The sequence below is a fragment of the Enterobacteriaceae bacterium Kacie_13 genome (assembly GCA_013457415.1).
Lineage (GTDB): Bacteria > Pseudomonadota > Gammaproteobacteria > Enterobacterales > Enterobacteriaceae > Rahnella.
The window spans coordinates 4,097,282-4,112,427 of sequence record CP045665.1; the positions used below are offsets into that span (position 1 = coordinate 4,097,282).

Consider the following 15,146-nt stretch of genomic DNA (forward strand, 5'->3'; position numbering starts at 1 on the left):
TCCCCTCCAGATGGAAAGGAGCTGTAAAACTTCTGTTACAGATTATTCTGCGGCAGGTTGCTCAGTTGTGTCGTCCTGAGTCGGTGCAGTTGCTTCTTTGATGCTCAAACGCACACGACCCTGGCGGTCAACTTCAAGTACCTTAACCGGTACTTCCTGACCCATCTGCAGGTAATCAGTCACTTTCTCGACACGCTTATCAGCGATCTGAGAAATATGAACCAGACCTTCTTTACCGCCGCCGATGGCAACAAACGCACCAAAGTCTACGATACGGGTCACTTTACCCTGATAGATACGGCCAACTTCGATTTCTGCAGTGATCTCTTCGATACGACGGATAGCGTATTTTGCTTTCTCGCCGTCGGTTGCTGCGATTTTCACAGTACCGTCATCTTCGATTTCGATAGTCGTGCCAGTTTCTTCAGTCAGAGCACGGATCACAGAACCACCTTTACCGATCACGTCCTTGATTTTGTCCGGGCTGATCTTGATGGTGTGGATACGTGGAGCAAACTGAGAGATATCGCCACGCGGGGTGCTGATAGCCTGTTCCATAACGCCGAGAATGTGCAAACGCGCACCCTTAGCCTGGTTCAGGGCCACCTGCATGATTTCGCGGGTGATACCTTCGATTTTGATGTCCATCTGCAGCGCGGTGATACCGTCGCGGCTACCGGCAACTTTAAAGTCCATGTCGCCCAGGTGATCTTCGTCACCCAGAATGTCAGACAGAACCACAAAGCTTTCGCCTTCTTTCACCAGACCCATTGCGATACCCGCAACAGCGGCTTTGATAGGCACGCCCGCATCCATCAGGGCCAGAGATGCACCACAAACGGAAGCCATAGAAGATGAACCGTTAGATTCGGTGATTTCAGAAACCACACGTACGGTGTACGGGAAGTCTTCTGGTTTTGGCATCATCGCCAACACGCCGCGTTTCGCCAAACGACCGTGACCAATTTCACGACGTTTCGGTGAACCGACCATGCCAGTCTCACCAACGGAGTATGGAGGGAAGTTGTAGTGGAACAGGAAGCTGTCAGACTTCTCACCCATCAACTCGTCCAGGTTCTGCGCGTCACGTGCAGTACCCAGGGTCGCTGTTACCAGCGCCTGAGTTTCACCACGGGTGAACAGTGCAGAACCGTGGGTACGTGGCAGAACGCCAGTACGAACGTCCAGACCGCGGATCATGTCTTTTTCACGACCATCGATACGTGGCTCGCCACGCAGAACACGGCTACGCACCACGTTCTTTTCAATGCTGCCCAGCAGGTCAGAGATTTCGCCAGCATCCAGCGCTTCATCTTCAGCTTGCAGTGTTTGCACGACTTCAGATTTGATTACGTTGATCTGGGCGTAACGGTCTTGTTTGTCAGTGATCAGATAAGCATCACCTAAACGAGATTCCGCCAGCGCAGCGACGCGAGCGTGCAGCTCAGCGTTAACCACTTCTGGCTGCCAATCCCATTTGGCTTTACCGACTTCAGCAACCAGAGAGTTGATGTTATCGATAACGATTTGTTGTTGTTCGTGGCCGAACACCACAGCGCCCAGCATCTGGTCTTCGCTCAGAACATCCGCTTCAGACTCAACCATCAGAACCGCGCCTTTAGTACCGGCAACCACCAGATCCAGACTGCTGGTTTTCAGCTCGTCTGCGGTTGGGTTCAGAACGTACTGGTCATTGATGTAACCTACGCGCGCAGAACCGATTGGGCCGCTGAATGGAATACCAGACAGACTCAGGGCAGCAGAGGCACCGATCATCGCAACGATGTCAGGGTTAACTTGCGGGTTCAGAGAAACTACGGTGGCGATAACCTGAACTTCATTCAGAAAGCCTTCCGGGAACAGTGGACGAATTGGACGGTCGATCAGACGGGACGTCAGTGTTTCGCCTTCGCTTGGACGGCCTTCACGACGGAAGAAGCTGCCTGGGATACGACCAGCAGCGTAAGTACGCTCCTGATAGTTAACGGTCAGTGGGAAGAAGCTCTGACCTAGTTTAGCTTTTTTCTGGCCAACAACGGTAACGAATACCGCTGTGTCGTCCATGCTAACCATCACGGCTGCAGTCGCCTGACGCGCCATCATGCCGGTTTCCAGCGTAACGGTGTGCTGGCCGTATTGGAATTTACGAATAGTCGGATTAAGCAATGTAATGTCCTTAATTGTGGCGCGCAGCTGTTATGACAGCAGTTCACACCGATAGATATCCGAGCTTCTCACTACATTCTCGCGACTAATGACAATCCTTATTGGCCTGGCAATGTGGCAATAAAGTCTCTCATTAGCCGCGCGAAAACATCTGTAACGGAAGTTCATGTTCTTAGATTAACAGCAGAAACAACAGCCATACAGTAACCTGATTTGGTGTCGCTTCCTAGAATAAAGGGGCCTATTGGCCCCTTTACACTGAAACTCGCTTGATTAGCGACGCAGACCCAGACGTTCGATCAGGCTGGTGTAACGTGCTACATCTTTACCCTTCAGGTAGTCCAGCAGTTTACGACGCTGAGAAACCATGCGCAGCAGACCACGACGGCTGTGGTGATCTTTTTTGTGCTCTGCAAAGTGACCTTGCAGGTGGTTAATTTGAGCAGTCAGCAGAGCAACCTGAACTTCGGAAGAACCACTGTCGTTTGTGCCACGACCAAAGTCGGAAACGATTTGAGCTTTAGCTTCAACGCTTAGAGACATAATTATACTCCAAAATATTATAGATAGTTTAAACGGGTGCCGATCTCTAATTCAGCTACCCAATGCATAAGCTGCGCTATTCTACCCTTTGCTATATATGATCGCAAGGTGGGCAAAAAGCGCTTATTCGGTATATTCGACGACCAAACGACGCGGCGCAATGCGTCCATCATCATCTATTTCGCCAATGCCGATAAACTTACGTTCTTCACCTTCCGTGATGCGAACCATACCGCTTGTCGGTGCGCCAGATGCCTGAACAGGTTGCCCCTGTTTCACATATCCAGCCACTACTGGCAGCAAGTTCACTTCCGGGAAGTCTTCACAGGCACTGTCCATAGGCAGCAACAAAGGATCCAACAGTAAGCGCGGTTCAATGCCCTGTTCTTCTGCCTGAGCCATCAGCTCATGGAGTTTTTCCATGGTGACCATACGCTCAAGAGGATACGTTGCTACCTGCAAACGGCGCAGATAAGTGACGTGTGCACCACATCCCAATTTTTCACCCAAATCATCCACAATTGTGCGGATGTAGGTGCCTTTCGAGCAGTGAATTTCCAGCTCAACCTCAAAGCCTTCCCAGCGAATAAACTTCAGTTCATACACCGTGATGCTACGGGATTCACGTGGAACTTCGATACCCTGACGCGCATATTCGTACAGCTTTTTCCCTTCGTATTTCAGTGCAGAATACATGGAAGGAATTTGCTGGGTTTCCCCGCGGAAGCTGTCGAGAGCGTCGTCAAGTTGCTGCTGAGTAAAAGTCATTTCACGTTCGGAAATGATTTCACCTTCCGCATCAGAGGTATCGGTGCGTTGCCCCATGCGGGCAATCACGCGATAACGCTTGTCGGAATCAAGCAGAAAACGGGAAAACTTGGTCGCTTCGCCTAAGCATAGCGGCAACATGCCTGTCGCCAGAGGATCAAGCGCACCCGTATGACCTGCACGATTAGCGTTATAAAGGCGTTTGACCTTTTGCAGCGCGTCGTTGGAAGACAAGCCGTAAGATTTGTCCAGTAGCAGAACGCCGTGAATATCACGGCCGCGGCGACGTGGGCGGCTCATTATGCTTCCTCGTCGTCGCCTGCAGCTGAACGACGTTCAGCATCGTTCTTCACGACATTGGTCACCAGGTTAGACATACGCATACCTTCAACCAGTGAGTTGTCGTAAGCAAAAGTCAGTTCAGGAACAACGCGCAGACGCATCGCTTTACCGATCAGGGTACGAATGAAACCTGATGCGTCCTGTAAGGCTTTGATACCGTTTTTTACACGATCGGGATCGTGATTATCGGTGGTCAGAACGTCAAGGAAGGTCACGAACACTTTGGCATATGCCAGATCACGTGAAACTTCGACGCCAGACACGGTGGCCATGCCAACGCGTGGGTCTTTGACTTCACGCTGTAAAATGATCGCGATTTCTTTTTGCATCTCCTGAGAGACACGTTGTGTACGGCTAAATTCTTTTGCCATGATTATTCTTTCTCCACTTGCTCCAGACAAATAAGGGGGCGCAAGGCCCCCCATCTGGATATCAGCTACTTCGCAAACGTTAAGCGATAGTACGTTTGATCTCGATGATTTCGAAGACTTCAATCACATCGCCAGTACGCACATCATTGTAGTTCTTAACGCCGATACCACATTCCATGCCGTTGCGAACTTCAGCAACATCATCTTTGAAGCGGCGCAGGGATTCCAGCTCGCCTTCGTAGATGACCACGTTGTCACGCAGTACACGGATTGGGTTATTACGCTTGATCATACCTTCAGTAACCATACAACCTGCAATTGCGCCAAATTTCGGTGACTTGAACACGTCACGTACTTCAGCCAGGCCGATGATTTGCTGTTTGTATTCTGGCGCCAACATACCGCTCATCGCCTGTTTAACTTCGTCAATCAGGTTATAGATTACGGAATAGTAACGCAGATCCAGGCTTTCACTTTCTACGACGCGGCGAGCAGAAGCATCGGCACGTACGTTGAAGCCCAGGATGATCGCACGGGAAGCGGCTGCAAGCGTAGCATCAGTCTCGGTAATACCACCGACACCCATACCCACGATTTTGACTTTCACTTCGTCGGTAGACAAGCTCTGCAGTGCATCGGAAATCGCTTCGCAAGAACCCTGTACGTCAGATTTCAGAACGATATTCAGTTCAGACACTTCACCTTCGGTCATGTTCGCAAACATGTTTTCCAGTTTAGATTTCTGCTGACGAGCCAGTTTCACTTCGCGGAATTTACCCTGACGGTAAAGCGCAACTTCACGGGCTTTTTTCTCATCACGTACAACGGTAACTTCATCACCCGCAGCCGGAACGCTGGACAGACCCAACACTTCCACTGGGATAGATGGACCCGCAGACATAATGTCGCGCCCCATTTCATCACGCATTGCACGAACGCGGCCGTATTCGAAGCCACACAGAATGATGTCGCCTTTGTTCAGCGTACCTTCCTGAACCAGAACAGTTGCAACCGGGCCACGACCTTTGTCCAGGAAGGACTCGATCACAACGCCGCTTGCCATACCGGTACGGACAGCTTTCAGTTCCAGAACTTCGGCCTGCAGCAAGATAGCTTGCAGCAGATCGTCGATGCCTGTCCCTGCTTTCGCAGAAACGTGGATGAACTGAGACTCACCGCCCCACTCTTCCGGCATAACGCCGTACTGAGAAAGCTCGGTACGAACGCGATCGGGATCAGCGTCTGGTTTATCAATTTTGTTCACTGCAACCACGATTGGCACACCAGCAGCTTTCGCATGCTGTACGGCTTCAATGGTTTGTGGCATCACGCCATCATCGGCTGAAACAACCAGAACCACGATGTCAGTCGCTTTAGCACCACGAGCACGCATTGAAGTAAACGCGGCGTGTCCCGGGGTATCAAGGAACGTGATCATGCCGTTTTCAGTTTCAACGTGATAAGCACCGATGTGCTGGGTAATACCACCGGCTTCGCCTGCAGCAACTTTCGTTGAGCGAATGTAGTCAAGCAGGGAGGTTTTACCGTGGTCAACGTGACCCATGATGGTCACAACCGGAGCACGTGGCTCAGCACCAGCGGACGCGCCCGTGTCACGGTCGCTCATCAGCGCTTCTTCCAGTTCGTTTTCACGACGCAGGATAACTTTGTGGCCCATTTCTTCAGCAACCAGCTGAGCAGTTTCCTGATCAATAACCTGGTTGATGGTGGCCATGGCGCCCAGTTTCATCATGGTTTTGATGACCTGAGAACCTTTAACTGCCATTTTGTTCGCCAGCTCAGCAACCGTAATGGTTTCACCCACTACGACGTCACGGTTCACTGCAGCAACAGGCTTGTTGAAGCTCTGTTGCAGGGTGCTTGGCTTACGCTTGCCTTTACCATTACGGCCAACGGCACGTGCTTCTTCGCGGTCAGCTTTAGATTCAGACAGTTTATTGCCTTTCTTCTGCTTGGTCGCTTTGCCACCGCGGGTACGGCTACGACGTTCGCCTTCAACTTTGGCGTCGTTCTCGTCTTCAGCAGCACGGGCATGGGTAGAAGTCGTGACATGATAGTCAGCAGATTCTGATTCGCTTGGCGCGACAGTTTCAGTCCAGACACCAGAATCAGCCATTTTACGGGCTTCTTCAGCAATGCGCTTGGCGTTTTCTTCAACCTTACGCTGGGCTTCTTCTTCCGTTTTGCGTTTCAGCTCTGCGGCTTCAGCTTCACGGCGTGCTTTATCTGCCTGAGCTGGTTTAGTTACTTCGTCGGTATGTTGATTCGTCACTTTATCTTTTTCCGCTGCATCACGCTTAGCTTTATCAGCGGCCTCACGTTTAGCTTGCTCTTCGGCGGCGCGTTTGGCTTTTTCCTGAGCTTCGCGCTGGGCTTGCTCCGCTGCTGCACGCTGTGCCTGTTCTTCCGCGTCACGCTTCGCTTGCTCTTCCGCTTCGGCCTGGGCAAGTTCTGCTTCGGTCATATCACGTTTAACATAAGTGCGTTTCTTGCGGACTTCGATTTGCACCGATTTACTCGTCCCGCCGGTGCTCGGAATATTCAGTGTACTACGCGTTTTGCGTTGTAACGTCAGTTTGTTTGTCGCACCAGCGTTTCCGCCATTAAGATGCGCCAATAATGTTTCTTTTTCCTGCTGGGTCACAGAGTCAGATTCGGACTTCGAGATCCCTGCATCAGCAAATTGCTGTACCAGGCGATCTACCGGGGTCTGAATCTCTGCCGCCAGCGATTTTACAGTTACATCTGTCATGCTGTTCCTTCCTGCTACAGTTATTACGCGTTGTCGCCAAACCAGCAGATATTGCGCGCGGCCATGATAAGTTCACCAGCCTGCTCGTCAGTAAGACCTTCAATATCAGCCAGATCGTCGACACCCTGCTCGGCAAGATCTTCCAGCGTACAAACGCCTTGTGCAGCCAGTTTAAACGCCATGCTACGTTCCAGACCCGCCAAATTCAGCAGATCGTCAGCAGGCTTATTGTCACCGAGACTTTCTTCCTGAGCTAAAGCCAACGTGGTCAGCGCTTCTTTCGCACGTTCGCGCAGCGCATTCACGGTGTCTTCATCCAGGCCGTCGATTTCTAACAGTTCGTTCACCGGCACGTAAGCCAGTTCTTCGAGGGTAGAGAAACCTTCTTCGACCAGAACCGTGGCGAAATCTTCATCGATTGCCAGATATTTAGTGAAGGTTTCGATCGCAGCGTGAGCCTCAGCCTGATGTTTGGCCTGCAGGTCGTCTGCTGTCATCACGTTCAGTTCCCAACGGTCATCACCACGATGTTGTTTCAACAGCTGGGAAGCCAAACGTACGTTCTGACCATTACGGCCAATCGCCTGTGCCAGATTGCTGGCTTCAACGGCGATATCCATGGTGCATCTATCTTCATCAACCACGATGGAGGCAACATCTGCCGGTGCCATCGCATTGATAACGAATTGCGCAGGATTATCATCCCAAAGAATGATATCAATACGTTCTCCGCCCAGTTCACTGGATACGGCCTGAACGCGTGCACCGCGCATACCGACACACGCACCAACCGGGTCGATGCGTTTATCGTTGGTTTTCACTGCGATTTTAGCGCGGGAGCCAGGATCACGGGCTGCCGCTTTAATCTCAATCAGCTCTTCACCGATTTCTGGCACTTCAATGCGGAACAGTTCGATCAGCATTTCATTACGTGAACGGCTAACAAACAGTTGTGCGCCGCGCGCTTCCGGACGGACATCATACAAAACGCCACGAATGCGGTCGCCAGAGCGGAAGTTTTCACGCGGAAGCATATCTTCACGCAGGATAACAGCTTCAGCATTGCTACCTAAGTCCAGGGCGATGCTGTCACGGTTAACTTTCTTGACGACGCCAGTGACGATTTCGCCTTGTTGTTCACGGAACTGCTCAACCACCATCGCGCGCTCAGCTTCGCGTACTTTCTGTACGATAACTTGTTTTGCGGTTTGGGTGGTAATGCGGTCGAATGTGACTGACTCGATTTGATCTTCAATGTAACCGCCGAGCTCGATAGACGGTTCTTCATACTGTGCTGCTTCGAGGGTGATTTCACGTGTTGGCTGAGTCACTTCGTCGACTGCAACCCAACGACGGAAGGTATCAAAGTCACCGGTTTTACGGTCAATGCTGACGCGGACTTCAATTTCTTGCTCGTATTTTTTCTTGGTCGCTGTTGATAATGCAATTTCCAGCGCTTCAAAAATCTTCTCGCGCGGGAGGGATTTTTCATTAGAAACTGCTTCTACAACAGCCAGAATCTCTTTGTTCATCCTAGTTGCCTCTTCCAAACTCTTTAAAAGTGGGGTACCAGGTTCGCTTTCTGGATGTTGCTCAGTGCGAACACTTCATCTTTCCCTTCCACAGTCACCGTGATCATTTCGCCTTCGACAGCTTTGATGATGCCCTGCCATTTACGACGATTCTGAACCGCCATACGCAGTACCATGCTGACTTCGTCACCGATAAAACGTTGATAATGCTCAGCGGTGAACATAGGACGATCAAGGCCTGGAGAGGAAACTTCCAGGTTATAGGCGACGGTGACCGGATCTTCTACGTCCAGCACAGCGCTCACCTGGTGGCTGACATCAGCACAATCATCAACATTGATCCCGGCGTCACTATCAATATAGATGCGCAACGTCGATTGGCGAGCCCGAACGAACTCGATGCCCACCAGCTCAAAGCCAAGTGCCTCGACTGGTGCTGTAATCAGCTCTGTTAATTTTTGTTCTAATGTGGACAAGCCCACCCCCAAGACATAAAAAAAGGGCTAAATAGCCCAGTGATTCTGTTGCCAAATAACAAAAAACCCCGATAAATCGGGGCTTTATGCAACTGGACCCTATTTGCCGCATAGCGGCTTCGGTACGACTTTCGAAGTGTTATTTTCAAATAGTAACTTTCAAATGGGAACTGCAGAACATCACAGGGAGATACTGAAAGTCTATTTGAAATAAACACTTAGGGAAAGTGGTTGCGGGGGCCGGATTTGAACCGACGACCTTCGGGTTATGAGCCCGACGAGCTACCAGGCTGCTCCACCCCGCGTCCGAAAACGTGGCAAATATTACGCCGATAATCGCTAAAAAGCAAATTATCATAAAGATTGGTACCGAGGACGGGACTTGAACCCGTAAGCCCATTCGGGCACTACCACCTCAAGGTAGCGTGTCTACCAATTCCACCACCTCGGCACTCTTTTTTTTCACAATCGCTTGTACTGTCCAAGTTCAAGCCACTGTTTAAAACTTTCACTTCTTTAGGTAAGAAGATTACTGCTTAGTGAGGAACATCACTGTTAGGTGCTGCTGGAGCGGCCGGTGCAGTTGTCTGCTCAGTTTGTGCTGGCTGACTTAAGTTTTCCCACTCACTACCTTTTTGGCTTTTATTGGTGCTCATGTTCCCAAGAATCAAACTAATGATAAAGAACAAAGCAGCCAAAACGCCGGTCATACGGGTCATGAAGTTACCGGAACCACTCGAACCGAACAATGTGCCAGAAGCACCTGCTCCGAAAGAGGCTCCCATATCAGCGCCTTTACCTTGTTGCAGCATAACCAAAGCCACAAGGCCGATTGCTACGATAAGGAAAATCACCAGAAGAGCGTCGTACATAGTAGTACCTGTATCCTCGCGGGTTCACCGCATGCCAATTGCTTCTCACCAATTTAGCAGGCCATCTAAGGACCCACTGAAGCGGGTGTGAATACTAACCAAAGCCGTATTGGCACGCAAGGGCAATTTGCATTGAAATGTTTGTTTGCGGAAAAAAACGACAAATACAGCTTAAAACACTTTGATATTTTTACTTTGCGCCCTTTTTCCAACAGAAAATGACGGCGCAAAGCCGGTAAATTCACCGTTTTTTTATCAGGTTACGGTTTCACCGCTTTAACTGCATCGGCAATACGATTGGCCAGTTTTTCGACCAACTCCGCATCCTCGCCCTCTACCATGACGCGTAGCAAAGGCTCGGTACCGGATTTACGCAGTAATACGCGGCCACGCCCTGCCAGCTGCTTTTCAACCTCAGCAGTAACCTGCTTAACGTCTTCAGACTCCAGCGGATCGTGCTCACCGGCGAAGCGGACGTTGATCAGAATCTGAGGAAGTAGTTTCATGCCGCTGCACAAATCATGCAGGCTCATATGGTTGCGCACCATTGCGGTAAGCACTTGCAAACCTGCCACAATGCCGTCACCCGTGGTGGTTTTGTCCAGCAGGATGATATGGCCCGAGTTCTCAGCACCGATACGCCAGCCTTTTTCCTGCATTTTTTCCAGTACGTAACGGTCACCCACTTTCGCGCGGGTAAACGGAATACCCAGCTGTTTCAACGCCAGTTCAAGGCCCATGTTGCTCATTAGCGTGCCTACTGCTCCGCCCTTCAGCTGACCTTGACGTAACCCTTCGCGCGCAATGATATACAGAATCTGATCGCCATCGACCTTGTTGCCTTCGTTGTCAACCATGATAAGGCGATCGCCGTCGCCGTCAAAGGCCAGACCGACATCTGCTTTTTCAGCCAAAACGCGCTGTTGCAGCTGACGGACATCCGTCGCGCCGCATTCTTCGTTAATATTCATGCCGTCCGGCTCACAACCGATGGCGATCACTTTCGCACCCAGCTCGCGCAACACGCTTGGCGCGATGTGATAGGTTGCACCGTTGGCGCAATCTACCACGATTTTGAGGCCGTTCAGGCTCAGTTCACTTGGGAAAGTGCCCTTGCAGAATTCGATGTAACGACCCGCAGCATCGACAATACGGCTGGCTTTGCCAAGCTCAGCGGATTCCACACAGGTCAGTGGTTTTTCCAGCTCAGCTTCGATGGCTTCTTCGACGTCATCTGGAAGTTTTGTGCCATCAATGGTGAAAAACTTGATGCCGTTATCGTAATAAGGATTGTGTGACGCAGAGATAACAATGCCGGCTTCAGCGCGGAAAGTGCGCGTCAGATACGCCACAGCAGGCGTGGGCATCGGCCCGGTGAAGGATGCAGATAAGCCTGCCGCGGCCAGCCCGGCTTCCAGAGCTGATTCGAGCATATAACCAGAAATGCGAGTGTCTTTACCGATGATCACTTTACGCGACCCATGACGAGCCAGCACTTTGCCCGCTGCCCAGCCTAGTTTCAGCACGAAATCAGGTGTAATTGGTGTATCGCCTACTTTTCCGCGAATGCCATCAGTACCAAAGTATTTACGGTTGCTCATAATTAATTTTTATCCCTTGCAGAAAGTGTTGCTTCGACGACACGCATCGCTTCGACGGTTTCTTTTACATCATGCACGCGGACGATCTGAGCGCCCTGCATAGCTGCGATAACAGCGCAGGCAACGCTTCCGGTTACACGCTGTTCCGGTGAGACATGGAGCAATTGCCCCACCATAGATTTCCTCGACATACCGACCAGAAGCGGCAGGCCAAAATGATGGAACTCCGCGAGTCTGCCGAGCAGCTCATAGTTATGGGTCAGATTTTTACCGAAACCAAAGCCCGGGTCGAGTATCAATTTACTTTTCGGAATACCGGCATTCACACATCGCGTAATTTGCTCATCGAAATACTGCCCGACTTCCGCTACAACATCAGCATATTGCGGAGAATGTTGCATCGTTTTCGGTTGCCCCTGCATGTGCATCAGGCACACGGGCAATCCGGTTTCTGCCGCCGCCTGCAATGCGCTTGGTTCCTGTAATGAACGAATATCGTTGATCAGATGCATTCCCACACGGGCAGCTTCACGGATGACGATGCCCTTTGAGGTATCGACAGAAATCCAGGCATCAAAACGTCGTGCTATCGCCTCAACGACCGGTACTACACGCGCCAGCTCTTCGTCGTCACTCACCTCAGCGGCGCCTGGGCGTGTGGACTCTCCGCCGATATCAAGAATAGTCGCGCCGGCATTAATCATCGCCTCAGCATGTCTGAGCGCGAGATCCAGCGTGTTATGGCGTCCGCCGTCGGAGAATGAATCCGGCGTAACGTTCAAAATCCCCATAACCTGAGGATAAGTCAGGTCGAGTATCGAGTCTCTGGCTGTAAGGCGCATAGGTCATGTCCCTTTTGGTCGGTCTGTGATCGCGATATCTAAATTCCGAGGCAAAGAATGCACGCATAAAAAACCCCGGGCAAGCCCGGGGTTGTGTGTAAACAACCTTATTTTCCAACCAGCCGTTATTTGCCGCTGAATTGTTCAAACATCGTATTTCCTGGATTAGGCGTACGAGGTTCATCAACCGGCGTTGGCGCTTTTGGCGTGCCGCCGTCGTTAGAATTGCCATTACCGTTTTTACCGCCGACGTCGTCCCAGCCGGCTGGCGGGCGAACTTCGGTACGGTTCATCAGGTCATCAATCTGTGGCGCATCGATGGTTTCATATTTCATCAGGGCATCTTTCATTGAATGAAGGATATCCATATTTTCCATCAGCAACGTGCGTGCACGTGCATAATTGCGCTCTACCAGAGACTTCACTTCCTGATCGATAATTCGCGCGGTTTCATCAGACATATGTTTAGCTTTTGCTACTGAGCGACCGAGGAAGACTTCGCCTTCTTCTTCCGCATACAGCAACGGACCTAATTTATCTGAGAAGCCCCACTGCGTAACCATGTTACGGGCAATGGACGTCGCCACTTTGATATCGTTTGATGCACCAGTAGATACTTTCTCTACACCGTAGATGATCTCTTCAGCAAGACGGCCACCATAAAGCGTGGAAATCTGACTTTCGAGTTTCTGACGGCTTGCACTGATTGCATCGCCGACGGGCAGGAAGAACGTCACACCTAATGCACGGCCACGAGGAATAATCGTTACCTTGTGTACTGGATCGTGTTCAGGAACCAGACGGCCGATAATGGCGTGGCCTGCTTCGTGATATGCAGTGGATTCTTTCTGCGCTTCTGTCATCACCATGGAGCGACGTTCTGCACCCATCATGATTTTATCTTTGGCTTTTTCAAATTCAACCATCGACACCACACGTTTGTTACCACGCGCAGAGAACAGAGCCGCTTCGTTAACCAGGTTTGCGAGATCAGCACCGGAGAAGCCAGGTGTACCACGTGCAATCACAGAGGCATCAACATCTGTCGCCAGCGGAACACGACGCATATGAACTTTAAGGATCTGCTCACGCCCGCGTACATCTGGCAAGCCAACAACAACCTGACGGTCGAAACGGCCTGGACGCAGCAATGCCGGGTCAAGTACATCTGGACGGTTAGTTGCAGCAATAACAATGATACCTTCGTTACCTTCAAAGCCATCCATCTCTACCAGCATCTGGTTCAGTGTCTGCTCACGTTCGTCGTGACCACCACCTAAACCGGCGCCACGCTGACGGCCTACGGCGTCAATCTCATCAATAAAGATGATACATGGAGCGGCTTTCTTCGCTTGTTCAAACATGTCGCGCACGCGGGATGCACCCACACCGACGAACATTTCTACGAAGTCAGAACCGGAAATAGTGAAGAACGGCACCTTGGCTTCCCCTGCGATGGCTTTCGCCAGCAAGGTTTTACCGGTACCCGGAGGACCCACCATCAAGACGCCTTTAGGAATTTTACCGCCCAGTTTCTGGAAACGGCTCGGTTCGCGCAGGTAATCAACCAGTTCGCTCACCTCTTCCTTCGCTTCATCACAACCTGCAACGTCCGCAAACGTTGTTTTAATTTGATCTTCCGTCAACATGCGCGCTTTGCTCTTGCCAAAGGACATCGCCCCTTTGCCGCCGCCGCCCTGCATTTGTCGCATAAAGAAGATCCAGACCCCAATCAACAGCAGCATTGGGAACCAGGAAATAAAGATAGAGGCCAGTAAGCTTGGTTGCTCTGGTGGCTCACCCACTACGGTTACATTTTTGCTCAGCAGCGTATCCAGCAACTTAGGGTCTTCAACTGGAATGTAGGTCGTGTACTTGTTGCTGTCTTTTTTAACAACGTTAATCTCACGTCCATTGATACGCGCTTCGCGAATCTGGTCTTGGGTCAATTCGGACATGAAGGTAGAATAATCTACCCTACGGCCATTAGACTCGCTGGGCCCAAAGCTCTGAAATACAGACATCAATACTACTGCGATGACTAACCAGAGAATCAGGTTCTTCGCCATGTCACTCAAGGGATCAACCTCATATTACAACTGTGTTAACAAACAGCGTTAGGGAACTACACTTTCCGCCCTGTCGCTACGATGTACACTTCTCGCGAACGTGCTCGGGAAGCGTCTGGCTTACGAATCTTCACCTTCGTAAACAGGGAGCGAATTTCCCGCAGGTATTCATCAAAACCATCTCCCTGGAACACCTTCACCAGGAAACTTCCGCCTGGTGCTAATACATCCCGACACATATCCAGTGCTAACTCAACTAAATACATCGATTTTGGAATATCGACTGCCGGTGTACCGCTCATATTCGGGGCCATATCGGACATGACCACCTGAACTTTGTTTTCTCCCACGCGATCGAGCAGCGCTTTGAGAACTAATTCATCACGAAAATCCCCCTGAAGGAAGTCGACTCCAACAATAGGATCCATAGGTAAAAGGTCAAGCGCAATAATGCGCCCTTTGCTACCAATCTGCGTTGCGGCAAACTGCGACCATCCACCGGGCGCTGCACCTAAATCCACCACAGTCATCCCAGGTTTGAACAGCTTATCGCCTTGCTGTATTTCATCAAGCTTAAACCAGGCGCGGGAACGCAGCCCTTTTTTCTGTGCCTGAATCACATATTTATCGCTAAAGTGTTCCTGCAACCAGCGAGTGGAACTTGCAGAACGCTTTTTAATAGACATTATTTAGTAACCATATAGTTTTCCAACTACCCTGTGTTAGAGCTTTTGGAACAAGCTGTTAGCGTCATGACGTCTATGGCTAAGTCAGTATAAATCACCGCCCAA

General features: G+C 50.7%; 12 protein-coding genes and 2 tRNA genes. All 14 read right to left on the reverse strand.

Going from position 1 to position 15,146, the window contains the following annotated elements:
- Window positions 1-42 precede the first annotated feature (42 nt).
- Window positions 43-2,166, reverse strand: coding sequence for a polyribonucleotide nucleotidyltransferase (pnp, locus tag GE278_18725; protein QLK62664.1), 2,124 nt, complete (start codon window positions 2,164-2,166; stop codon window positions 43-45).
- 273 nt (window positions 2,167-2,439) lie between these two features.
- Window positions 2,440-2,709 (reverse strand): 30S ribosomal protein S15, encoded by a 270-nt coding sequence (rpsO, locus tag GE278_18730; protein ID QLK62665.1) that lies wholly within the window; start codon window positions 2,707-2,709, stop codon window positions 2,440-2,442.
- 123 nt (window positions 2,710-2,832) lie between these two features.
- Entirely contained in the window at window positions 2,833-3,777 is a 945-nt protein-coding gene (gene truB / locus GE278_18735; protein ID QLK62666.1) for a tRNA pseudouridine(55) synthase TruB, read from the reverse strand.
- The gene (gene rbfA / locus GE278_18740) at window positions 3,777-4,190 is read right to left on the reverse strand and encodes a 30S ribosome-binding factor RbfA (GenBank protein QLK62667.1); all 414 of its coding nucleotides are present in this window, start codon (window positions 4,188-4,190) and stop codon (window positions 3,777-3,779) included. Before rbfA ends, truB begins: the two co-directional genes overlap by 1 nt.
- A 79-nt stretch (window positions 4,191-4,269) precedes the next feature.
- On the reverse strand, window positions 4,270-6,963 hold the full coding sequence (gene infB / locus GE278_18745) for a translation initiation factor IF-2 (protein ID QLK62668.1): 2,694 nt from the start codon (window positions 6,961-6,963) through the stop codon (window positions 4,270-4,272).
- Window positions 6,964-6,986: 23 nt separating this feature from the next.
- Window positions 6,987-8,495, reverse strand: a complete 1,509-nt coding sequence (nusA, locus tag GE278_18750; protein QLK62669.1) for a transcription termination/antitermination protein NusA — start codon at window positions 8,493-8,495, stop codon at window positions 6,987-6,989.
- Window positions 8,496-8,518: 23 nt separating this feature from the next.
- A complete protein-coding gene (rimP, locus tag GE278_18755; protein QLK62670.1) occupies window positions 8,519-8,971 on the reverse strand; it encodes a ribosome maturation factor RimP in 453 nt (150 codons plus the stop codon).
- A gap of 228 nt (window positions 8,972-9,199) precedes the next feature.
- Window positions 9,200-9,276: transfer RNA gene (locus GE278_18760), tRNA-Met, on the reverse strand.
- Window positions 9,277-9,335: 59 nt separating this feature from the next.
- Window positions 9,336-9,422 (reverse strand) — tRNA-Leu (locus tag GE278_18765).
- Window positions 9,423-9,507: 85 nt separating this feature from the next.
- Entirely contained in the window at window positions 9,508-9,843 is a 336-nt protein-coding gene (secG, locus tag GE278_18770) for a preprotein translocase subunit SecG (protein QLK62671.1), read from the reverse strand.
- A 260-nt stretch (window positions 9,844-10,103) separates the two neighbouring features.
- Window positions 10,104-11,444 carry a phosphoglucosamine mutase gene (gene glmM / locus GE278_18775; GenBank protein ID QLK62672.1) on the reverse strand — a complete coding sequence of 447 codons (1,341 nt, stop codon included), beginning with the start codon at window positions 11,442-11,444 and terminating at the stop codon, window positions 10,104-10,106.
- A gap of 2 nt (window positions 11,445-11,446) precedes the next feature.
- Window positions 11,447-12,286: a dihydropteroate synthase gene (gene folP / locus GE278_18780; protein ID QLK62673.1), complete on the reverse strand. Its 840-nt coding sequence runs from the start codon at window positions 12,284-12,286 to the stop codon at window positions 11,447-11,449.
- Between the two features lie 125 nt (window positions 12,287-12,411).
- On the reverse strand, window positions 12,412-14,355 hold the full coding sequence (ftsH, locus tag GE278_18785) for an ATP-dependent zinc metalloprotease FtsH (protein QLK62674.1): 1,944 nt from the start codon (window positions 14,353-14,355) through the stop codon (window positions 12,412-12,414).
- Between the two features lie 56 nt (window positions 14,356-14,411).
- Complete coding sequence (rlmE, locus tag GE278_18790) at window positions 14,412-15,041, reverse strand: 23S rRNA (uridine(2552)-2'-O)-methyltransferase RlmE (protein QLK62675.1); 630 nt, start codon at window positions 15,039-15,041, stop codon at window positions 14,412-14,414.
- Window positions 15,042-15,146 lie beyond the last annotated feature (105 nt).

What these genes read in the sequence shown, in the direction of transcription:
- infB (QLK62668.1), bottom strand. Translation starts at nt 6,963, where the DNA reads ATGACAGATGTAACTGTAAAATCGCTGGCGGCAGAGATTCAGACCCCG.
- rbfA (QLK62667.1), bottom strand. Translation starts at nt 4,190, where the DNA reads ATGGCAAAAGAATTTAGCCGTACACAACGTGTCTCTCAGGAGATGCAA.
- ftsH (QLK62674.1), bottom strand. Translation starts at nt 14,355, where the DNA reads ATGGCGAAGAACCTGATTCTCTGGTTAGTCATCGCAGTAGTATTGATG.
- truB (QLK62666.1), bottom strand. Translation starts at nt 3,777, where the DNA reads ATGAGCCGCCCACGTCGCCGCGGCCGTGATATTCACGGCGTTCTGCTA.
- nusA (QLK62669.1), bottom strand. Translation starts at nt 8,495, where the DNA reads ATGAACAAAGAGATTCTGGCTGTTGTAGAAGCAGTTTCTAATGAAAAA.
- rpsO (QLK62665.1), bottom strand. Translation starts at nt 2,709, where the DNA reads ATGTCTCTAAGCGTTGAAGCTAAAGCTCAAATCGTTTCCGACTTTGGT.
- rlmE (QLK62675.1), bottom strand. Translation starts at nt 15,041, where the DNA reads ATGTCTATTAAAAAGCGTTCTGCAAGTTCCACTCGCTGGTTGCAGGAA.
- glmM (QLK62672.1), bottom strand. Translation starts at nt 11,444, where the DNA reads ATGAGCAACCGTAAATACTTTGGTACTGATGGCATTCGCGGAAAAGTA.
- folP (QLK62673.1), bottom strand. Translation starts at nt 12,286, where the DNA reads ATGCGCCTTACAGCCAGAGACTCGATACTCGACCTGACTTATCCTCAG.
- secG (QLK62671.1), bottom strand. Translation starts at nt 9,843, where the DNA reads ATGTACGACGCTCTTCTGGTGATTTTCCTTATCGTAGCAATCGGCCTT.